The organism is Streptomyces sp. NPDC091279, assembly GCF_044757465.1.
GTDB lineage: Bacteria > Actinomycetota > Actinomycetes > Streptomycetales > Streptomycetaceae > Streptomyces.
This window is the reverse complement of sequence record NZ_JBIVVA010000012.1, coordinates 45,776-65,711: the sequence shown is the minus strand read 5'-3', so window position 1 is coordinate 65,711 and position 19,936 is coordinate 45,776. Positions and strand designations below refer to the sequence as shown.

The 19,936-nt window shown below is 72.0% G+C and carries 23 protein-coding genes and 1 pseudogene; 11 read left to right on the top strand and 13 right to left on the bottom strand.

Going from position 1 to position 19,936, the window contains the following annotated elements:
- Positions 1–291: 291 nt before the first annotated feature.
- Positions 292–1,473, bottom strand: a complete 1,182-nt coding sequence (locus ACIQOU_RS28335) for a helix-turn-helix domain-containing protein (RefSeq protein WP_401540734.1) — start codon at positions 1,471–1,473, stop codon at positions 292–294.
- Positions 1,474–1,738: 265 nt separating this feature from the next.
- Here ACIQOU_RS28335 and ACIQOU_RS28330 point away from each other — a divergent pair, with 265 nt between their 5' ends.
- Genes ACIQOU_RS28330 through ACIQOU_RS28320 form a run of 3 tightly spaced genes read left to right on the top strand, consistent with a single transcriptional unit; the run spans position 1,739 to position 3,026 of the window.
- On the top strand, positions 1,739–1,945 hold the full coding sequence (locus ACIQOU_RS28330) for a hypothetical protein (RefSeq protein ID WP_401540731.1): 207 nt from the start codon (positions 1,739–1,741) through the stop codon (positions 1,943–1,945).
- Entirely contained in the window at positions 1,942–2,556 is a 615-nt protein-coding gene (locus tag ACIQOU_RS28325; RefSeq protein WP_401540728.1) for a hypothetical protein, read from the top strand. The genes ACIQOU_RS28330 and ACIQOU_RS28325 overlap by 4 nt, the downstream gene beginning before the upstream one ends.
- A complete protein-coding gene (locus ACIQOU_RS28320; protein WP_401540725.1) occupies positions 2,541–3,026 on the top strand; it encodes a hypothetical protein in 486 nt (161 codons plus the stop codon). Before ACIQOU_RS28325 ends, ACIQOU_RS28320 begins: the two co-directional genes overlap by 16 nt.
- Positions 3,027–3,206: 180 nt before the next feature.
- On the opposite strand, the gene ACIQOU_RS28315 is transcribed toward ACIQOU_RS28320, so the two are convergent.
- Together ACIQOU_RS28315 and ACIQOU_RS28310 are read right to left on the bottom strand one after the other, a co-directional pair.
- Entirely contained in the window at positions 3,207–4,205 is a 999-nt protein-coding gene (locus ACIQOU_RS28315; RefSeq protein ID WP_401540723.1) for an anion permease, read from the bottom strand.
- 7 nt (positions 4,206–4,212) lie between these two features.
- Positions 4,213–4,833 carry a DUF47 domain-containing protein gene (locus ACIQOU_RS28310; RefSeq protein ID WP_401540721.1) on the bottom strand — a complete coding sequence of 207 codons (621 nt, stop codon included), beginning with the start codon at positions 4,831–4,833 and terminating at the stop codon, positions 4,213–4,215.
- A 194-nt stretch (positions 4,834–5,027) separates the two neighbouring features.
- Between ACIQOU_RS28310 and ACIQOU_RS28305 the strand changes: the two genes are divergently transcribed.
- Positions 5,028–5,381 (top strand): metal-sensitive transcriptional regulator, encoded by a 354-nt coding sequence (locus ACIQOU_RS28305; RefSeq protein WP_401540719.1) that lies wholly within the window; start codon positions 5,028–5,030, stop codon positions 5,379–5,381.
- Positions 5,382–5,430: 49 nt separating this feature from the next.
- Here the strand turns inward: ACIQOU_RS28305 and ACIQOU_RS28300 are convergent, their stop codons facing one another.
- Together ACIQOU_RS28300 and ACIQOU_RS28295 are read right to left on the bottom strand one after the other, a co-directional pair.
- On the bottom strand, positions 5,431–5,610 hold the full coding sequence (locus ACIQOU_RS28300) for a hypothetical protein (protein ID WP_401540717.1): 180 nt from the start codon (positions 5,608–5,610) through the stop codon (positions 5,431–5,433).
- Positions 5,611–5,740: 130 nt separating this feature from the next.
- The gene (locus tag ACIQOU_RS28295) at positions 5,741–6,568 is read right to left on the bottom strand and encodes a hypothetical protein (RefSeq protein ID WP_401540714.1); all 828 of its coding nucleotides are present in this window, start codon (positions 6,566–6,568) and stop codon (positions 5,741–5,743) included.
- A 117-nt stretch (positions 6,569–6,685) separates the two neighbouring features.
- Between ACIQOU_RS28295 and ACIQOU_RS28290 the strand changes: the two genes are divergently transcribed.
- Entirely contained in the window at positions 6,686–6,859 is a 174-nt protein-coding gene (locus ACIQOU_RS28290; RefSeq protein ID WP_401540711.1) for a hypothetical protein, read from the top strand.
- A gap of 13 nt (positions 6,860–6,872) precedes the next feature.
- Here the strand turns inward: ACIQOU_RS28290 and ACIQOU_RS28285 are convergent.
- Positions 6,873–7,040: pseudogene (locus tag ACIQOU_RS28285) on the bottom strand (DNA mismatch repair protein MutT); the annotation flags it as partial.
- 21 nt (positions 7,041–7,061) lie between these two features.
- Here ACIQOU_RS28285 and ACIQOU_RS28280 point away from each other — a divergent pair.
- Positions 7,062–7,496 (top strand): NUDIX hydrolase, encoded by a 435-nt coding sequence (locus ACIQOU_RS28280; protein WP_401540708.1) that lies wholly within the window; start codon positions 7,062–7,064, stop codon positions 7,494–7,496.
- Between the two features lie 59 nt (positions 7,497–7,555).
- Here ACIQOU_RS28280 and ACIQOU_RS28275 read toward each other — a convergent pair whose 3' ends face one another.
- The 7 genes from ACIQOU_RS28275 to ACIQOU_RS28245 all read right to left on the bottom strand — a co-directional run bounded on the left by ACIQOU_RS28275 (position 7,556) and on the right by ACIQOU_RS28245 (position 15,021).
- Positions 7,556–7,825 (bottom strand): hypothetical protein, encoded by a 270-nt coding sequence (locus ACIQOU_RS28275; RefSeq protein WP_401540706.1) that lies wholly within the window; start codon positions 7,823–7,825, stop codon positions 7,556–7,558.
- Positions 7,826–8,156: 331 nt separating this feature from the next.
- Positions 8,157–9,182 (bottom strand): CHAD domain-containing protein, encoded by a 1,026-nt coding sequence (locus tag ACIQOU_RS28270; protein ID WP_401540703.1) that lies wholly within the window; start codon positions 9,180–9,182, stop codon positions 8,157–8,159.
- Positions 9,163–11,394, bottom strand: a complete 2,232-nt coding sequence (locus ACIQOU_RS28265; protein WP_401540700.1) for an RNA degradosome polyphosphate kinase — start codon at positions 11,392–11,394, stop codon at positions 9,163–9,165. The genes ACIQOU_RS28270 and ACIQOU_RS28265 overlap by 20 nt, the downstream gene beginning before the upstream one ends.
- Before the next feature lie 498 nt (positions 11,395–11,892).
- Complete coding sequence (locus tag ACIQOU_RS28260; protein ID WP_401540697.1) at positions 11,893–12,756, bottom strand: hypothetical protein; 864 nt, start codon at positions 12,754–12,756, stop codon at positions 11,893–11,895.
- Entirely contained in the window at positions 12,753–13,751 is a 999-nt protein-coding gene (locus ACIQOU_RS28255; RefSeq protein ID WP_401540695.1) for an ABC transporter permease, read from the bottom strand. The genes ACIQOU_RS28260 and ACIQOU_RS28255 overlap by 4 nt, the downstream gene beginning before the upstream one ends.
- Positions 13,748–14,638: an ABC transporter ATP-binding protein gene (locus ACIQOU_RS28250; RefSeq protein ID WP_401540693.1), complete on the bottom strand. Its 891-nt coding sequence runs from the start codon at positions 14,636–14,638 to the stop codon at positions 13,748–13,750. The genes ACIQOU_RS28255 and ACIQOU_RS28250 overlap by 4 nt, the downstream gene beginning before the upstream one ends.
- Positions 14,635–15,021 carry a GntR family transcriptional regulator gene (locus ACIQOU_RS28245; protein ID WP_401540690.1) on the bottom strand — a complete coding sequence of 129 codons (387 nt, stop codon included), beginning with the start codon at positions 15,019–15,021 and terminating at the stop codon, positions 14,635–14,637. Before ACIQOU_RS28245 ends, ACIQOU_RS28250 begins: the two co-directional genes overlap by 4 nt.
- Before the next feature lie 111 nt (positions 15,022–15,132).
- Between ACIQOU_RS28245 and ACIQOU_RS28240 the strand changes: the two genes are divergently transcribed.
- From ACIQOU_RS28240 to ACIQOU_RS28220, 5 genes are all read left to right on the top strand, one after another.
- Positions 15,133–15,681 (top strand): RNA polymerase sigma factor, encoded by a 549-nt coding sequence (locus tag ACIQOU_RS28240; RefSeq protein ID WP_401540687.1) that lies wholly within the window; start codon positions 15,133–15,135, stop codon positions 15,679–15,681.
- Positions 15,678–16,511, top strand: a complete 834-nt coding sequence (locus ACIQOU_RS28235; protein WP_401540685.1) for a zf-HC2 domain-containing protein — start codon at positions 15,678–15,680, stop codon at positions 16,509–16,511. Before ACIQOU_RS28240 ends, ACIQOU_RS28235 begins: the two co-directional genes overlap by 4 nt.
- 222 nt (positions 16,512–16,733) lie before the next feature.
- Positions 16,734–17,636: an ABC transporter ATP-binding protein gene (locus ACIQOU_RS28230; protein WP_401540682.1), complete on the top strand. Its 903-nt coding sequence runs from the start codon at positions 16,734–16,736 to the stop codon at positions 17,634–17,636.
- The gene (locus ACIQOU_RS28225; RefSeq protein ID WP_401540679.1) at positions 17,633–19,171 is read left to right on the top strand and encodes an ABC transporter permease; all 1,539 of its coding nucleotides are present in this window, start codon (positions 17,633–17,635) and stop codon (positions 19,169–19,171) included. The genes ACIQOU_RS28230 and ACIQOU_RS28225 overlap by 4 nt, the downstream gene beginning before the upstream one ends.
- The gene (locus ACIQOU_RS28220; RefSeq protein ID WP_401540676.1) at positions 19,159–19,815 is read left to right on the top strand and encodes an ABC transporter; all 657 of its coding nucleotides are present in this window, start codon (positions 19,159–19,161) and stop codon (positions 19,813–19,815) included. The genes ACIQOU_RS28225 and ACIQOU_RS28220 overlap by 13 nt, the downstream gene beginning before the upstream one ends.
- Positions 19,816–19,936: the final 121 nt, after the last annotated feature.

Below are 19,936 nucleotides of genomic sequence, written 5' to 3'. Positions count from 1 at the left end.
AAGTCCCCTGTGAGCAAACGGAGTTGGCGGGGGCGTCGAGCGTAGCGGCGGCGGGTCAGCGAAGGGGAGTCGTCCTGGCAGTTCCCGGCCGGGAAGCTGGGCACGGCCCTCCCCCATGACCGGCCCGCACCCCAACTCACCCCGCACGGAAGGCAAATGGACCCGCACCCACGCAAGCCCCCGAACACCCCGACAGACGGCGACCAACCCCCGCCCGCCTGAACGGACTTGAGGCAACGTCCCCGGCCTCAGACCCCGCCGAACCCGGCACCCTTCACGCCGGGCATCGGCTCAGTTGGACAGGCCCGTGCGCTTTGCCATCGTCATGAGTGCTGGCCGGGTTCTCTGGTGGAGGACGAAGAGGACCCGGATCACCTCTCTTGCCATGGGGTGTACCTCAGTCATCTGCGGGGAGACCGCGAACGCCTTGTCCAGGGCTTCTTCGGCGCCGGAGTAGTCCCTCGTGTCGAGCCGCGCGCGGGCTATGTCGATGTACATCCGGCCGAGGCGGTTCGGGGTGAGGGTCCGGGGAGGCGCGGCCACCAGCACCGTGCCCATCTCCACCGCCTTGTCGGGCTTCCCCAGCTCGATGTGGGCGGCCAGCTCGTAGAGAGCCGTATTTTCTGGTCCGAAGGTCAGGTTGTGCCAGAGCAGGTCGCTCTGGACGAGTTCCGCGTACTCGTGGGCCTTCCGGAGATGATCGGCAGCCGCTTCTTTGTCCTTGTGCCGCGAAGCAAGGACAACGCCCCGAAGGTGGAGGGAGCCCAGACTCATCGCCTTCGCGGGCGAGTTACCGCGCGCGACATTCTCGTACTTGGAAATGGCCCGCTCGACGATGGAGATTCCATCGGCGTACTGGCCGGCGCTCTGATAGGTACCGGCCTCGTTCCAGGCCGTGGCGACCTCGGCCTCGGGGTTCCACGTCTGCTGGGCGGCCCAGGCCTGCCGGGACACGATCATGTCGGCGAGGTCGGGCTGTGCCATGCGGTGAGCGGCCGCGTAGGCGCACCCGTACACGTCGACAACGTGGGCCCAGGCTCCCGCTTCTCCCGGCGATGACAGGGCCGTTGCGGTCACCTGCCCCAGGAGCTTGGGCAGCATCGCGAGGAGTTCCAGGTACCGCGTCTCGGCCCGCAGCCGCATCGCCCTGTCCACGGCGGCCGCCAGCAGGGCCGGTGGCGGAACGTCCTCCCGGGGCAGGGTGTAGCGCCGTACCGAGTCCCGTAGGGCGTCGAGCAGTTCAGCCTGCTCCGTCACGCCCAGGAAGGGCTGTCCGTAGATCCGCGCGGTCGGCACCCTCATGGCTTTTGCCACGGCGGCCACTACCGGGGGCGTGACGGGTCGGGTCCCGACTTCGATCTTGCTCAGGTAGGACAAAGAGAGACCCGCCAGCCGTGCCAGCTTGGCTTGTCCCAGCCCTCGTGCTTTGCGCAGTACGGCGATGTTCTCACCGGGCGCGGGAGTGCTCTCCATGCGTTCACTGTCGCATGTGGTCAGTGCGACGCGCCGTCATATGTGTGACACCCAGCCCCCGTTGTGCAAGGTCTGTGCCAACTGATCTTGATCCGCCGCAGTTGTCTTAAGGAAAAGCCAAGAAGGGAGCTTTGCGGTGGCGAGCATGAATGAAGACAACCCTACGGCAGAGGTAAACACCGTCGCCTTGGGCGCGGGCGGGTCCAAGGGTGCCGTTCCCGTCACGAGGCACGGACCCCCACCCGCCCCGTCCCTCGGAACCCTGTTGGTCGACGCTCACGACAAGGTGGGTGAGTTCCGGGCCGCGTTGTTCGGCCGTTGGTACCTGCGTCCCGTGAACGGGGGTGTCGAGTGGGACGTCGATCCCCGCGACGTCTCGCCGGCCAGCCCCGAACAGCGCCTGCGTGCCGAACTCGCCCGTGCCAACGCGCAGAGCCGCACGAACGCCTATTGCAAGCGTGACCCGAAATGACCACCCGCCCCCGGCTGAACTTCCGCCTCCCGCGCTGGTTACGCCCCCGGCGACGCCGCCGTTCCGCGTGGCCGAACACCCTCCACCACTCCCGCCGCACCGGCCTTCCCCTGGAGCCGTCGAGCTACCGGGCCGAGGTCCGCGCCGAGTGGTCCGCCCCCGGCACCGGCGAACCGAAGTGGCTGGTCCTCGGGACGTTCCAGTCCATCTCCCCGAAGCTGATACTGCGCTGGCTCGCCGGAGAGGCCGTGCGGGTCGCGGACCGGCTGGCCCCCCGGCCCACCGGCACCCCGTGGGTGTCACCCCTGATGCACGCCTTCCGTGTGCCCGACCCCGGCTGTTCCGGCGAACTCCGCGCCTGGGCCGCCGACACCGACGAACTGCACGCCGCCCGCACCCACATCAAACGCGGCTACCCGCTCTACGTGACCTTCACGGACGACGACGACTGCACCTACACCCTCACCGTGTGGCCCGTGAACTCCCGCACCCCGCACGACAGTTACACCCCCGCCCCCACGCCCGCCCCGTTGCCGGTGTGGCATCGGGTCGGCGGGCTCGCCCACCCCCTCTACGTCCTCGCGCCGGAGGACCCATGGACGTCACCGTGACAACTCCCGCCCGCACCAAGGCCGTTGCCCCCCTCACTCCCGCCGAAAAGATCGCCGCCCGCGACGCCGCCCGCGCCGACAGTGATGTCATCATCCGGCGTTACCAGGCCCACGAACCCGTCTCCCGCATCGCCGCCGATTACGGCGTCACCCCCAACTGGCTCGCCCTGCGCCTCGTCGAGTGGGGGGTGCCCCGGCGTCACCGGCACGAGGCCCACGCCCTGCGCCGACCCGCCGGGCACGTCTTCCGAGGCCGCACCCAGCGCCGTTCCACCGCCGAAGTCAGGGCCGCCCAGGCCCAGTTCACCGCCGACCAGGCTGAGGTCACCGCCCGCTACCTCGCCGGGGCATCCATCACCAGCCTCGCCCGCGAATACCAGGTCAACCCCGTCTGGGTCACCGAGCGGCTCGACGACTGGAACGTCCCCCGGCGTCGGCGTCCCGCCCCCGAACCCCCGCTTCAGCCCTGAACGGGCCTCGTCCTCAAGCGCCGGACGGGCTGATTGATGCCGGCCTGCGTCGCCTGGCCAGGCACAAGATCCTGGGGGCGCTGCCCCCAGACCCCCCTTCGGCCTGAACGGCCTCGTCCTCAAGCGCCGGACGGGCTGAGATGGGCTGAGGCTGCCCCTCCCCCGCACCGGGAGGCCCCCCTACAAAAACGCCAGACTCACAACCCCATACGCCCCCGCCGCCACCAACGCCGCCGCCGGCATCGTGATGAACCAGCCCAGGACGATGTTCTTGGCCACTCCCCAGCGGACCGCCTTGACGCGCTTGGTCGCGCCGACGCCCATGATGGCCGACGTGATGACGTGGGTCGTGGAGATGGGGGCCTTGAAGAGGAAGGCGGTGGTGAACATGATCGACGCGCCCGTGGTCTCCGCGGCGAAGCCCTGGGGCGGGTCGAGTTCGATGATCTTGCGGCCGAGGGTGCGCATGATGCGCCAGCCGCCCGCGTAGGTGCCGAGCGAGAGCATCACCGCGCAGATGATCTTCACCCAGACCGGGATGGGGTCGCCGTAGCTCTGGACGTCGGAGATGACCAGGGCCATCACCACGATGCCCATCGTCTTCTGGGCGTCCTGGAGGCCGTGGCCCAGGGCCATGCCGGCCGCCGAGACGGTCTGGGCGATGCGGAAACCGCGTTTCGCCTTGTGCGGGTTGGCCTTGCGGAACAGCCAGAGGATCGCCGTCATCACCAGGTAGCCGACGACCAGGCCGACCAGTGGGGAGACGAACATCGGGATGACGACCTTGTCGAGGACGCCGTCCCAGTAGACCTTGGTGCCGCCCGCGAGCGCCGCGCCGACCATGCCCCCGAACAGGGCGTGCGAGGAGGATGAGGGGAGGCCGAAGTACCAGGTGACGAGGTTCCAGGCGATCGCCCCGATCAGCGCCGCGAAGAGGATGCCCATCCCCTGGGAGCCCTCCGGCGTCTGGATGAGGCCCTCGCTGACCGTCTTGGCGACCCCGGAGCCGAGGAAGGCGCCGGCGAGGTTCATGACGGCGGCCATGGCCAGCGCCGCCCGCGGGGTCAGCGCACGCGTCGACACGGACGTCGCGATCGCGTTCGCCGAGTCGTGGAAGCCGTTGGTGTACGTGAAGAAGAGCGCGACCGCGATGGTCGCGATGAGCGCGAACGTGTCCATCGTCGGCTCAGGACTCCTTGACGGCGATGGTCTCCACCGTGTTCGCCACGTGCTCGAACGCGTCCGCCGCCTCTTCCAGGACGTCCACGATCTGCTTGAGCTTCAGCACCTCGATCGCGTCGTACTTGCCGTTGAAGAGGTGCGCGAGGAGTTTGCGGTGGATCTGGTCGGCCTGGTTCTCCAGCCGGTTGACCTCGATCCAGTACTCGGTGAGGTTGTCCATGGTGCGCAGGTTCGGCATCGCCTCCGCCGTCAGCACCGCGGCCCTGGCCAGCACCTCGATCTGCTGCTCGACGCCCTTGGGCAGTTCCTCGACGTTGTAGAGGACGACCAGGTCGACGGCCTCCTCCATGAAGTCCATGATGTCGTCGAGGCACGACGCGAGGGCGTAGATGTCCTCGCGGTCGAACGGTGTGATGAACGAGGAGTTCAGCTGGTGGAAGATCGCATGCGTGGCGTCGTCGCCCGCGTGTTCCGCTGCCCGCATCCGCTCCGCGATCTCGGCCCGGGCGGAGGAGTCCGCCCCGAGCAGTTCCATCAGGAGCTTCGAGCCCGTGACGATGTTGTCCGCGGAGGCGGCGAACATGTCGTAGAAGCTCGTCTCCCTGGGGGTCAGACGAAAGCGCACAAGGGGTCCTCGGGATGCATCGGTTTCGGTCAGGCTGATGCTAAGGGCATCATCCGGCCACGGCTAATGGGCCGCCGACCAGTGTCGCCCATCGGGGACAGTGATCAGCACGGGGGCTTTCCCCAAGCCCTCTACCCGGCAAACTTCGTTACCATATACCCGGCAGGGGTATATATCCGGAACTGGAGGACGTGATGACGACCACCGAGGCCGACGCGGTCCCGACGCCCTCCGAAGGGCAGGACGGGAGCGTCGCGCATCCCGTCACGCACGGGTATCACGAGCGCAAAGGGGAGCATCTGAAACGGCTGCGTCGCATCGAGGGGCAGATCCGCGGGCTGCAACGGATGGTCGACGAGGACGTCTACTGCATCGACATACTCACCCAGGTCTCCGCCTCCACCAAGGCCCTCCAGTCCTTCGCCCTCCAGCTCCTGGAGGAGCACCTGCGCCACTGCGTCGCCGACGCGGCCCTCAAGGGCGGCGACGAGATCGACGCCAAGGTGGACGAGGCGACCAAGGCGATCGGGCGGTTGCTGCGGACCTGACCTGCGGGATCGGCCCGGATCAGTCCGGAGTAGTCCGGATCGGCCCGGATCAGTCGGACTTGAGGGTGCGGGGGTGGCCCACGTTCAGGACCTCGTCGATGCTCTCCTGGCTCAGGCGCTCCCCGTGCGCCGCGGACGCGGCGATGATCAGCTCCCCGCACAACTCGATCTCGGCGAGTGCCACGTGGTCCTGAACTGCCGTACCGCCGACCGGAGCCACGTGCGTCACCTCGTCTCTGCCGTCACCGGCTTTCTAGAGTAAGGAGCCCGCTCCGCCTCGCGCATGGCACGGACGGGCTAGTTCTCGCCGCCGCCGTCTCCACCCGGGGCAGGACGCCGACCCGCTCCGTACCCCTGCCTCACTGCTCCGCGATCTTTCCCGCGTAGATGTCCCGCGTGGCTGGAAGTAGTACCTCGGCCGCGGCACCGAAGCCGTAGAGCAACGTCGTCGAGGCCACGTCGACGACCCCCTCGTGCTGCGTGTTGACGAAGCTGAAGCGGTGTCTGACCTTGCGCAGCCTGCCCGCGTCGTCGAGATAGACGTCGAACGGCACCTTCGTCGTGGCGAACCCTTTCGCCGCCGCCTCCAGCGGACCCCGGTCACCGGCGGGGGCGGCCCGCGCGGCCAGGGCGAGGTCGGCGGTGCCCCGGTAGTGCAGGACCGGGGTGCCGGCCAGCTCGGTGCGGCCGACGTAGGCCGCGGTGCGGACGCCCCGCAGCAGCTCGGCGGCGGCGAACGGGTCGGTGGCGCCGCCGGTGACGAGATTGCCGTCGGAGAGGGTCGCCGTGTCGACGCGGACCCACTTGTCGGCGGGCACCCCGGCGCCGCGGTTCTTCATGAACAGGGCGCCGGGGGCGAGGAGTTCGGTGATCGGACGGTGTTCGACCGTGCCCGCCGGGTCCTGCGGCAGGGTGACCGTGAGGCGGCCGAGGCGGTGGCGGTAGTCGTAGACGCCCTCGCCCCGGATGGTGACGCGGGTGCCGCCGGTGGCCATCTCCATCGCGGTGCGGGTGCGGGAACTGCCCGCCGTGACCAACGTCTCCGCCGCCCGGCGCAGGGTCTCGACCGGGTCGCCGGGGTGGGCGTTGTCGGCACGCGCGCCGCCCGAGCAGCCCGTCGCGCCGAGACAGACCGCGACGCCCGCCGCGAGAGCACCGCCCCACCTGTGCTGTTGTCGCTCCGCCATCGTCCGCCTACCCCCGGTACGTCCGTCACGGGCCCCCTGAATGCCCGGATAACGACGGGACGGGCGCCGCCGTCACGCGGATGCCTTGGCTTCACCGGTGCTGGGTACCGTGAGGGGGTGGCAGCGCAACGTGGGTTGGACGGTTCTGCGGCGGCCGACGGGCACGGGACGGTGGTCGTCGAGCAGGGGCGGTTCTGTTTCGCGCGGTGCGGATGCGGCTGGAGAGGTCCCGCACGCCGGGCCCGCAGCCAGGCCCGCACCGACGCCACCTCCCACGAGGGGGCGGGGTGACCCGTCGCTTCAGTCAGTTCAGGGGGAGGGCCGCGATCAGGTCGCGGTCGCGGGGCTGGGTGAGGCGGGCGATCGCGGCGGGGGGCGCCAGCCAGAGAAGGCGGTCCACCTCGTCGTTGGGGATGAACCGTCCGGACACGGCCTCGGCGACCCAGTAACGAACCTCCTTGGGACGGCCCGCCAGGGTGGGAACATGGAATCCATGGAACGTGCATCTCTGGTCCATGCGGCGGGCTGCGTGCTGTGGCGTCGCTCCTCCGTCGGCCGGCTGGAACTCGGGTTGGTCTTCAGGCCCAGGTGGGCTGACTGGTCCTGGCCCAAAGGCAAGCTCAAGCGAGGCGAGAGGTTCGACGAGGCAGCCCTTCGAGAGGTCCTGGAAGAGACCGGTCACACGTGCCGCTTGGGGGCAGTGTTGCCTTCTGCTCAGTACATCGATCATCAGGGCCGCCATAAAGAGGTCCGCTACTGGGCGGCAGAGGCAACCGGGGGAGCCTTCGAGCCCAACGAAGAGGTCAGTCACCTTGTCTGGCTCACGCCGGATGAAGCCCATGCTCGACTCACGCACGACAGGGACCGGGACCTGGTCGCGGCTGCGCTCATCGCCATCGTCACGGATGAGGACGTGAGCGGGTCGTGATGCCACAGTCGGGCACGGTGAGCTGCCGGACGGTCGTCCTGTCCGCCGTGCCGGGGTCTTTATGCCCCGAGGGAAGCGCGCCAGTGTCCGCGGGACAGGTGGCAGACACCGTCGGGGGTGATACGGACCCGTGCGCCGAGCAGCGGTAGCGAGCCTTCCGCGTTCAGCCGGTTGCGGATGCGTTCGAGAGCGTTCCAGAGCCGTTGCGGGCCGCCCTGGTGGACTTCGGGCGGGTCGGTCCACTCGGCGGACGCGCGAGCCCACGAACCGTCCGGGTGGACGAGGTAGGCGGTGCGGTGGCGGCCGTTGGTCTCATATCCGAGTTCCACGCCCGGTGTCCTTGACTTTTTTTCCCGTATACGTCATGCGGCCAGAGTACGACTGCGTTCGGCGTCCCGTCGCGGACAACGAAAAATGGAAACAGCCCCGCCACGCCCCGACTTGGGAGACATGCCGGGGCTCGTGCGTCATGCGATCAGCTGTAGCCGGGTGGGGCAGTGCTGGCCGTGGTCACATCCGGTCACGGACCGGCCGTGCTGGGCCGGCCGCGACCTCCAGGCCCGGGGTCCAGCCGGGAGGGGCGCCATAGGACGCAGCCGGCTGCCCGGATCAGGGGGTCGTGGGTGCTGGTCACCGTGGCGCCGCCTTCGTGTCGTGGGGTCAGCGGGTGGGTACCGCCTGTTTCTGCCAACTCTGCTGGAACGCGAACCGGGCCGCCTCCACCTCGTGCCGCTGGTCGGCGTGGAGCACCCCCAGCGCGTACGCCGTCGCCGGGGCGATCCGCGGGGTGCGGGCCGCCGCAGCCGCTGCCGCCGCCGCTTCCGAGGCGTCCCGGTGCCGGTCCAGGGCCTCGCTCGCGGTGAGGAGGCGGACGTCGCTGGGGGCGGTGTCGCCGTCGTTGAGGACTTCGAGGGAGTAGCGGTGCAGGCGCAGCAGCAGGCGGACCTGGTGCCAGGGGGCGTCCTGCGGATGCGGGGCCGGGTCCGGGGAGAGGCCGTGGACGAGGGCCTCCGCGTTGTAGGGGTGGCCCGCGGTGAGGAGCGGGAGGGAGGAGACGGCGGCGGAGAGGCGTTCCTCGGCCGCGCACGCCGACGGGCGCAGATCGGCGCCGGGGCCGGTCAGCGGCACCTCGCTGGCCAGCACCGCGACCTTGTCGGCGACCGCGTGGAACCGGGACGAGCCCAGCGCCTGGAGCGCGCTGGAGTGGGCGCGGGTCCTGGCCAGGGTCAGCTGGCGTTCCAGGAGGGCGCCCGCCTTGGCCGCGCCCACCGTGAGGTTGCCGCGCTCCTGCGTGCCGGTGCGGCCCGCGCCGTCGGCCTGGGCGGGGAAGGCCGCCGCTCCCGACAGCCGGTGCAGGGCGCTCAGCAGCCGTTCGAGGCGGGCCGCGCAGGCGTGTTCCATCGCCAACGTGCCTGACACCCAGGCGAGTTCGGGCCGCAGCGCCTCCGACCACTCGGTGTCGAGGAGCGGCCGGAAGGTGTGCAGGCTGGCGCTGACCCGGCGCACCGAACGGCGCAGGGCCTGGGCCGCCTCGGTGGAGGAGTCCGGGCCGGCCGAGCCGCTGCCGGACTCCCGGTGCAGTCTGAGCGCCCGCAGGAACTCGGTGGCCTGGGCCCGCAGGTACTGCGCGAGGCAGGACCCGGTGGGGGTGGACCCGGCCGTGGGATCAAGGTGTTGCTGTGCCACGCCGGCGCCTCCGGGCGTCTATGAGCATCTCCTGGACGTTGCGCAGCGGTCCGCCCTCGGCGTCGGTGGCGTGCCGCACCCATTCGCCGTCCGCGCCGAGGTGCCAGGACGCGGTGGTGTCGGACATCCCGGTCTCCAGCATCCGGTTCAGGGACGCGCGGTGGGCCGGGTCGACGACCCTGACCAGGGCCTCGATACGGCGGTCGAGGTTGCGGTGCATCATGTCGGCGCTGCCGATCCACACCTCGGGCTCACCGCCGTTGCCGAAGGCGAAGACCCGGGAGTGTTCCAGGAAGCGGCCGAGGATCGAGCGGACCTTGATGTTCTCGGAGAGCCCCGCGACGCCGGGCCGCACCGCGCAGATGCCGCGCACCCACACGTCGACCGGGACGCCCGCCTGCGAGGCCCGGTACAGGGCGTCGATGATGGCCTCGTCGACCATCGAGTTGACCTTGATGCGGATGAACGCGGGGCGCCCGGCACGGTGGTGCTGGACCTCCTTGTTGATCCGCGCGATCAGGCCGTCCCGCAGCGACTTGGGCGCGACCAAGAGCCGTCGGTAGGTCTCCCGGCGGGAGTAGCCGGAGAGCCGGTTGAACAGGTCGGACAGGTCGGCGCCGACCTGCGGGTCCGCGGTGAGCAGCCCGAGGTCCTCGTAGAGGCGGGCGGTCTTGGGGTGGTAGTTGCCGGTGCCGACGTGGCTGTAACGGCGCAGCGTGTCGCCCTCCTGGCGGACCACCAGCGACAGCTTGCAGTGCGTCTTCAGGCCGACCAGGCCGTAGACGACGTGACAGCCGGCCTCCTCCAGCTTGCGCGCCCACTTGATGTTGGCGTGCTCGTCGAAGCGGGCCTTGATCTCCACCAGGACGAGGACCTGCTTGCCGGACTCGGCGGCCTCGATGAGCGCGTCGACTATCGGGGAGTCGCCGGAGGTCCGGTACAGGGTCTGCTTGATGGCGAGGACGTCCGGGTCCTGCGCCGCCTGTTCCAGGAACGCCTGCACGGAGGTGGAGAAGCTGTCGTAGGGGTGGTGCAGCAGGACGTCCCGGGCGCGCAGGGCGGCGAAGATGTCCGGCGCCGACGCCGACTCCACCTCGGCCAGGTCGCGGTGGGTGCCCGCGATGAACTTGCGGTACTTCAGCTCGGGCCGGTCCAGGCCGTGGATGCGGAAGAGGCCGGTGAGGTCGAGGGGGCCGGGCAGCGGGTAGACCTCGGCCTCGGAGATCTTCAGCTCGCGCACCAGCAGGTCGAGAACCTCGCGGTCGATGGACTCCTCGACCTCCAGGCGCACCGGCGGCCCGAAGCGGCGCCGCATCAGTTCCTTCTCCAGGGCCTGGAGGAGGTTCTCGGTGTCGTCCTCCTCGACCTCCAGGTCCTCGTTGCGGGTGAGGCGGAAGGCGTGGTGCTCCAGGACCTCCATGCCGGGGAACAGCTCTTCCAGGTGGGCGCCTATGACGTCCTCGATGGGGACGTAACGCCCCGGGGAGCACTCCAGGAACCGGGACAGCAGCGGGGGGACCTTGACCCGGGCGAAGTGCCGGTGGCCGCTGACCGGGTTGCGGACCACCACGGCAAGGTTCAGGGAGAGACCCGAGATGTAGGGGAAGGGGTGCGCCGGGTCCACGGCGAGGGGGGTCAGCACGGGGAAGATCTGGTGCCGGAACAGGGTGAAGAGGCGGGCCTGTTCCTTCTCGGTCAGCTCGCTCCAGCGGACCAGGTGGATGCCCTCCTCCGCGAGGGCGGGGGCGATGTCCTCGTGGTAGCAGGCGGCGTGCCGGGCCATCAGCTCGCGGGAGCGGGCCCAGATCATCTCCAGCACCTCGCGCGGCTGGAGGCCGGAGGCGGAGCGGGTGGCGACGCCGGTGGCGATGCGGCGCTTGAGACCGGCCACCCGGACCATGAAGAACTCGTCGAGGTTGCTGGCGAAGATGGCCAGGAAGTTCGCGCGTTCCAGCAGGGGGGTGTTGGGGTCCTCGGCCAGTTCCAGGACGCGTTCGTTGAACGCCAGCCAGCTGCGCTCGCGGTCCAGGAAGCGGCCCTGGGGCAGCTGGGGCCCGTCGTACGGCGACTCCTCGTACTCGTCGAGGTCGGCGTCGAGGTCGGGTTCCAGGTCGGAGACGGCGGCGGCCACGGTGTGCGGGCGGTGCGCGGCTATGGAGCCCACGGAGGGCTGCGCGTGCTGGACCTTTTCCTGGGCGTCTGACTGACTCATGCCCCCATTCTTCCGCGTACGGGCCTTTACGGGCGCGTCGGACGTAGCGGGAGTGAGCGGGGGTGCGGCGGTGGGGGCGTCCCCGTTTCCGGCGGTTCCCCCGGGGGGCGGCGAAGGCGCGGGCGCGGCGGGCGTCATGAGGCGAGCGTCGCAAGCTTGTCTGAACCACTGGTTACGGGGACATGGCGTGGGGGATATCGCGGGGCGGCTCGCGAACGTCGGCACGGAAAGAATCCGGAGATGTCCGGTAAGAACCCCCACACCAAGGTTTGCCGGGCCCCCGCCCCACTCCTGGACGGTACGCCGCTCCCCCAAAGACCGAAAGAACGGCTACGTCACACGACCGCCGGGAGGGGGAGGAGGGAGCCCGCCCAACCCTTCACATGACCATCACGCGGCTGCCGGGAGGCTGGGGAGCTGAGGAGTCGGTTGGCCCGGTGGCCCCGCAGCCCCGCAGCCCCGCAGCCCGGCGGCGCACCGGCCCGGTGGCCGTGGAGGTCAGGCCGTGGTGCGGCGTTGCACGGTGAAGGCGGCGGCGGTTGCCAATGTGGCTACGGCGAGGGCTATCGACGTTTCCGCCAGGTGGATGGGCCAGAAGTGGGACGCCGGGTGGAACGTTGCCCAGGAGGTGCCGTGGGTCTGGTAGGAGGCCGCGACCTCCCAGGCGTGGGCCGGTACCAGGTCGCCCGCGCCGGCGCCGGTGCGGGTCACCGTCGGCCACAGGTGCGGGCGGACGTGGTCCATGAGCCGGCCGAACGCGACGGCCAGGGCCAACGAGACGCCCAGCGCGGCCAGTTGGCGGCGCAGCAGCAGCCCGGTGAGGGTGCCGACGGCGAGGCCGCACAGGGCGTAGGCGATCAGGGCGGGGCCGTTGGTGAGGAACTCGGCGGAGGCCGACCAGTCCGCGTCCGCGAGGTCGGGATGGGCGGCCCAGGCCCACCGGAAGGCGGCGACCAGCACACCGGCGCCGGCGACCAGGGTCAGCGCGGGCAGGGCGAGCTTGGCGGCCAGCCAGCGCCCCGGTGAGACGCCCTGTGTCCAGGCGAGGCGGGCGGTGCCGTTCTCCAGCTCGCGGGCGATCAGCGCACCGCCCGCCCAGGCGGCGACGGCCCAGAACCCGAGGGTGACGAGGTTGCCGGTCGCGTTCAGCGGGATGCCGTAGTCGACGGTGGAGAAGCTCGCCGCGCAGACGCCGGTGGTGCGGGCGCAGGTGGCGATCTTGTCGTGGACGCGGTCGGCGACGACCTCGACCAGCAGCACCAGGGCGGCGACGACGAGCACGACGAACGCGCCCCACACCGCGAGGGCGTGGCGGTGCAGCCGCAGCACGGCCCGGGCCAGCCCGATGTCGACGGCGCTCATACGGCGACCGCCTTCGCCGTGGTCCGGTGCTTCAGCAGGGCGAACGCGGCCACCGCGCACAGCCCGGCGACGGCCGACACCAGCCCGGTGCCGACCAGTTGGAGCGGCCAGTAGTGGGACTCGGGGTGATAGACGTGGTAGAAGCTGACGACGTCGAGCCTGTCGTAGACCGCCCGGCACGGCGGGTAGTCGATGGTGCCGCAGTGCACGTCGGGGACGCGGGTGCCGTCGGCAGTGACCAGCCCGGAGTCGAGGCTCAGGCCGGAGCCGCCCGGCCCGTCGTGGCGCAGGCCGGTGTAGGTGGTGACGGCGGGGTAGAGGCGCGGCACGGCCAGCTGGACCAGGCCCCACAGCAGCAGCGTCAGCGACAGGCCCCCGCCGAGTGCGGCGAGCGCGCGGCCCCTGGCCACGCCGATCAGGGCGCCGCCGGTCAGCCCGGCCAGGGCGAGGGCGACGGGCAGCGGGCCGTTGGCGTAGTACGTCTCGAACGACAACCAGGACCTGGCCGCGTAGACACGGTGCTCACCGGCCAGCCAGGCCCTGCGGTGCAGCAGCGCCAGCAGCCCGGTGCCGACGGCGATCAGGACGCCCGGCGCGGCGAGCTTGGCGGCCAGCCAGCGCGTCGGGCTCACGGCCTGCGTCCAGGAGAGCCGCGCGGTGCCGGTCTCGACCTCGCGGCCGATCAGCGCGGCCCCGGACCAGGCGGCCACCGCGAACGGCAGCACGAGCACGGCCCAGGACAGGTACAGGTAGACGTCCTGGTAGCGCAGGACCGCGGCCTGGTCCCAGGCGCAGCTCGTACCGGCGGGGCAGGCCTTGTACTGCTGCCAGCCGGCCGCTGCGGCGTCGGCGAGCGGCCCGCCGAGCCAGAGCAGGGCGCCGCCCAGGACGACGACGGCCGCCGTCCACACGGCCAGCGCGGGCCGGTGCAGCCGCAGCAGCCAGCGCACCAGGTGCGGGGCGCTCACGGTGGGGGCGAGGGCGGTGGTGGTCATGCGGTGGCCTTCCGGGGTGCGGCCGGGGTGAGGTCCGGGGCCTGCGGGTTGCGCAGATAGGACAGGACCAGTTCCTCCAGGGACGGCTGGTCGGCGCTCAGCCCGTCGGGGAGCGGTCCTGCGGGCCGCAGCAGCGCGGTCAGCTGACGCCCGGTGGTCCGCGACTCGACGACGGTGTGGGCGGCGACGTCGGTGGCGGCGGGCCCGGTGACCCGGCGGTGGGCGGCGAGCAGGTCCTCGATGTCACCGGCGAGGCGGGTGCGGCCGTCGCCGATCAGGAGGAGGTGGTCGCAGCAGCCGTCCAGTTCGGCGACGACGTGCGAGGACATCGCGATGGTCGTGCCGTGCCGGGCGGCCTGGGACATCAGGGCGCCCATCAGCTCGTGCCGGGCGAGCGGGTCGAGGTCGGCCATCGGCTCGTCGAGCAGCAGCAGTTCGGGGCGTTTGCCCAGGGCCAGGGCGAGGGCGACGCGGGTGCGCTGGCCGCCGGAGAGGGTGCGTATCCGTGCCCCCGGGTCGAGGTCGCCGCCCGCGACGATCTGCTCGGCGCCCGCCGCGTCCCAGCGGCCGGGGTTGAGGTCGGCGCCCATCCGCAACGTGTCGGCGACGGTGAGCTGCGGGTACAGCGGCTTCTCCTGCGCGACGAACCCGACCCGGGCACGGGCGGCCGCCGGGTCGGTGCCCAGCACGGTGACGGCGCCCTCGGTCGGCGCGAGCAGCCCGGCGGCGAGCGCGAAGAGCGTGGACTTCCCGGCGCCGTTGGGTCCGACGACGGCGCAGACGCGGCCGGCCGGCAGCCGGAAGGTGCAGTCCCGCAGGGCCCACCTCCCAGGCCGCCACCCGTAGCGCTTGCCCAGCGCGGCTGCCTCAAGAGCGGTGTCGGTCATGCGGAGTCTCCCTGGAAAAACGCTTCGAGAACGGCGGTGAAGAGGGCGGCCACGTCCTCCCGGCCGAGCCCGGCGGCGCGGGCGCGCTCGGCCCAGGCGTCGAGGTCGGTGCGGAGCGGGGAGTCGGCCGGGGTGGTGGCCAGGGCGCGCCGCACGAAGGTGCCCAGGCCCCGGTGGGCCTCGACCAGGCCCTCGCGCTCCAGCTCGCGGTAGGCCTTCAGCACCGTGTTCGGGTTGATGGCGGTGGCCTCGACGACCTCGCGGGCGGTCGGCAGCTTGTCGCCCGGCTCAAGGAGTCCGAGTCGCAGCGCCTGTTTGGTCTGCTGCACGATCTGGACGTAGGTGGGGACGCCGGAGCGCCGGTCGATGCGGTACTCGACCATGCCTTCCACCACCCTTTCACTAATTGAGTAGTTAAAGGGTGGTGGAAGATCCCCGGAAAAGTCAAACCCCGGACCGAGAACCGTCCGCCGGGGCTCGTGCGATGAGGAGACGTGAGCACAACGAGAAGCGACCAGGAGCTGCTGCGGGCCATCGCCGCCGACAGCGACCGGCGCGCCTTCGAGGAGCTGTACCGGCGGTACGCGCCCTGGCTGACGGCCCGGCTGCGCGGCCGCTGCGCCGACCCGTCCCTCGTCGACGACGTCGTCCAGGAGACGTTCCTCTCGGTGTGGCGCGGCGCGGCCGGGTTCCGCGACCAGGGGGCGCCGGACGCCGCCGGGTGGCTGTGGCGGATCGGCTCGCGGCGGCTCGTCGACCACCTGCGCGGCGACGGGGCCCGCGGCCGGCTGCGGCAGGCGCTGGCCCGGCTGCGGCACCGGGACGAGGTCTCGGCGGAGGAACGGGTGCTGGCCTCGGTGGCGCACGGGGACCTCGCGGGCGCCCTGGTCCAGCTCTCGCCGGAGCTGCGGGCGGTCCTCCAGGCCACCGTGATCGACGGGCTGACCACCCGGGAAGCGGCCGTCCTGCTCGGCATCCCGCCGGGCACGGTCAAGACGCGGGCGATGCGGGCCCGCACGCAGTTGCGGGAGGCACTGGCATGACCTGGCATCTGGCCGAAGAGGACGTGAAGGCTTACGGGCGGGGCGAGTTGACGGCCCCCGCGCTGTGGTCCGCCGACACCCACCTCACCCACTGCGCCGAGTGCCGCGCCCGGCTCGCCGCCCTCGCCGACCCGGTCGCGCTCGACGCCGGCTGGGAACGCCTGGACGCCGAACTCGACGCCCCCCGCCGGGGCTTCTTCGAAACGGCGCTGCTGCGGGCCGGCGTTCCCGACCACACCGCCCGGCTGCTCGCGGCCACGCCGGTGCTGCGGCTGTCGTGGCTCGGCGCGGTGGCCGGCGTGCTGCTGCTGACCGTGCTGGCCACCTACGCGATCCGCCCCGGCGACCAGCCCACCCTGTTCCTGGCCCTGGCCCCGCTGCTCCCGCTCGCCGGGGTGGCCCTCTCCTACGGCCCGGCCCTCGACCCCACCTACGAGATGGCGGTGGTCTCCCCGGTGCACGGGTTCCGCCTCCTGATGATCCGCACGACGGCGGTGCTCGGCGCGGTCCTCGGCCTCGACCTCCTGGCCACCCTCGCCCTGCCCTCCCCCGGCCTCGCCGCCCTGGCCTGGCTCCTCCCGTCCCTCGCCCTCACCACCACGACCCTGGCCCTCACGACCCGCCTCGGCCCGACCCTGGCCCCCACCCTGACCGGCGGAGCCTGGCTGACGCTGCTGGCGCTGACCCACCAGACGACGACCGGCACGGCCTCGGCCCCGTTCACGGCCCCGGGCCAGGGAGCGGCGGCGGCGATCGCGGTGCTGGCGGGGGCGCTGCTGTTCCGGTCCCGGGACCGCTTCGACCGGGCGCTGGGGGGCGGGGGGAGGTGAGGGGCCCGGGGCGACCGGGAGCCCGGGCATCCGGCATCCGGGCTCCCGGGCAGCCGGTTCTCACCACTCGCCCCACTCGCCCCACTCGCCCTACGCGACTCACTCGCCCCACTCGCCCTACGCGACTCACTCGCCCCACTAGCCCTACTCGACTAACTCGGCCCACTCGACTTTCGCAGGAGTACCCATGAGCAGGAGTGACGTCATGACCAGGAGTGCCGTATGACGACGACACCCAACGCCGCCACCTCCGCCGCTGCCGCCACCTCCACCACGGTGTCCGCGAGCGGGCTGAGTCTGCGGTTCGGCGGGACCCTCGCTCTCGACGACGTGTCGTTGCGGCTGTCCGCCGGGGTCACCGGGCTGCTCGGGCCCAACGGGGCCGGAAAGACAACCCTGTTGAGGGTGCTGGCGACCGCGATCCCGGCCGACCGGGGCGCGTTCACCGTGCTCGGCGACGACCCCTCCCGCACCGCGGGCCGCCAACGGGTCCGGCGCGCACTCGGCTACCTCCCCCAAACCCCGGGTTTCCACCCGGACTTCACGGCCTTCGAGTTCGTCGACTACGTGGCGATCCTCAAGGAGCTGACCGACCGGGCCGCCCGCCACCGCGAGGTGCGCCGGGTGCTCACCGAGGTCGACCTGTCCGACGTGCGCGGCAAGCGCATCAGGAAGCTGTCCGGCGGGATGCGCCAACGCGTCGCCCTGGCCGCCGCGTTGGTCGGTGACCCCGGGTTCCTGGTGCTGGACGAGCCGACGGTCGGGCTCGACCCCGAACAGCGCATGCGGTTCCGGGAGTTGATCGCGCGGGCCGGGGAGGGGCGCACCGTGCTGCTCTCGACCCACCAGACCGAGGATGTCGCGATGCTCTGCCACCGGGTGCTGGTGATGTCCGGCGGCCGGGTCCGTTTCGACGGCACCCCCGCCGAACTCACCGAGCGCGCCGCCGGACGCGTGTGGAGCAGCACCGGACGGGACCCGGGAGCCCACGCGGGCTGGCGCACCGGCACGGGCACCTTCCGCAACGTCGGCACCCCGCCGCCGGGCGCGGACCTCCTCCCGCCCACCTTGGAGGACGGCTACCTCCTGACCCTGGACGACGCGAGCACGGAGGCGCGGGCATGACGACCGTCGTTCAGGAAGCTCCGTCGGAGGTGACCGGGGGCGCCCCGGTGCGGACCCCGGCCGCGGTGCTCGCGTTGGCGCTCTTCGAGGGGCGTCGGCTGGTGCTGCGGGTGCCGGTGGTGGTGGCGTTCGTCGGGTACGTCGGCTGGATGGTGTGGCGCACGCCTGGTTTCGAGGGTGGGTTTCCGGCGCTTCAGGACGCCGACCGGGACACGCAGGCCGCGCCGCTCCTCGTCGCCCTCGCCGTGCTGCTCTGCGTCAACCACGCCGCCCTGCGGTCCCGCCGCCAGGACACCGAACGCCTCTTCTCCGTCCTGCCGTTGAGCCCCGGCGCCCGAACGGCCGCGCACGCGCTGTCGCTGCTGCCGGTGACCGGTCTCACCGCGCTGGGCGTGCTCGGACAGTTCGGGTACGAGGCGCTGCGGCCCGGCGCCGTCGGCACCGCGTCGCCCGCCGAACTGCTCGTCGGCCCGCTGGTCGTGCTGCTGTTCGGGGCGGTCGGTGTGCTGCTGGCCCGGCTGATCCCCTCGGTGCTCGCGGCGCCCACGGTCATCGTGCTGTTCTTCGCGTCGTTCGTCGTCGGGGTGGTCCCGATGGGCGTCGGCGAGCGGGGGACACGGTGGCTGGTCCCGATCGTCGGGGAGTCCAGTTCCGCGGCCCTCCCGTCCGACCTGCTGGGCCGCCCGGCCGGCTGGCACGCTCTGTACCTCGTCGGCCTCGCGCTCACCCTGGCGCTGCTCGCCGTGGTGCGCGGCGGCGGCCGGGGCCTGCCTCTGGCGGGCGCGCTCGCCGGGGCGTTGGCGCTGGCGGTGACCGCGGGAACCGTTCAGACCGGTGCCGTGCCGGCCGACCTGCGGGCGGCGCGGGCGCGGGCCACGCTCACCCCGGAGAAGGTGCAGACCTGCGTCACGTCAGGACCGGCCACGACGCGTTACTGCGCCTACCCGGAGTGGACGTCCCGCGCGGCGACCTGGGCCGGGATCGTCGGCGAGGTCAGGGCCGGGGCCGGGGGCGGCGCCGCCGACCAGCGCCTGGTCGTCCGCCAGCGCGTCGAGGCGCGGTACGGCCTCGACGGCGACGCCGCGCTCACCCCGGCCACCGTCCGCCACCAGGTGACGGCCGGTACGGCGTGGGGCGGCAACCGTGTCCCCGAGTTCGCCGTCGCCGTCGCGGGCGTGCTGGTCGCCGGGGACGAACGCGCGGCGAGCCGGTTGTGCGACGGCCGCGTGGTCACGGTGATGTGGCTCGCCCTGAACGGCCTGCCCGACCCCGTGCGGTCCCTGCGCGACGTCCGCCTCGACGACAGCGACTCCGGCTCGGCGATCGTCGTCTCCCGGACCGACCCGCTGTCCATGACGGCGGCCCAGACGGCGGTCGTCCGCGACGCCCTCACCCGGCCCCGCGCGGAGATCGCCGCCAAGGTCAAGGCCAACTGGTCCGAGTTGACGGCCCCGAAGCTGACGGCGGCCCGGGCGGCGACCCTGCTGGGTACTCCGGCGCCGAAGGGGAAGGAGGCGGACACGTGCGACGCGTGAACCCGCCTCCGGTGACTTCGCTCCTCGCGCTGACCCCGTTCACCCTGCGGGTGCTGCCCTGGCGGCTGCTCGCGGTGACCGCCGGTCCTGGGCCGCTGCTCGCCGCTGTTCCGCGGGTGACCGATGCCGCGCCCTCGCCCTGGCAGACCGTCAGTCTGCTGCGTGCCGCCGCGCTGTTGTACGCCCTGGGCCTGGCCTTCGTCCTGGACGACCCGGCTCGGCACACCACGGCGACGGTGCCGACGGGGCGTGCGCTGCGCACGTGGCTGCGGCTGGCGCTGGTCGCTCCGCTGACGGTGGTGTGGTGGGCGGCCACGCTGCTGGCGGTGCCGGGGGAGTTTCGGCCGCCGGTGGGGGACGTGACGCTGGAGGCGGGGGCGGCGTGTGCGGTGGCGCTCGCTGGGGCGGCGGTGGCTGTGCGGCTGAGTCAGGCGTCGCGACCCGGTCGGCAGGTGGCGTCAGCCGTCCTCCTCACGGCGCTCCTCACCCCCCTCTTCCTCCCGGACGACTGGCCCCTCTTCCCAGCCCCCGGCGCCCCCGAGTGGCCCCCGGCCCACACCCACTGGACCTACATCCTCACAACCACGACCCTCATCCTGACCAGGTACACAGCCGAACGACCCCCTCACCGAAGGGCAACTTGAGGGGACGACGTTCGGCTGCGGCCCGGTGGGGGCTTGTCGCGCAGTTCCCCGCGCCCCTTTGGGGCACGCCCAGCGACCGTCACTGATCTAGCACCGGTTCCGGCAACGCCCATAAGGGGCG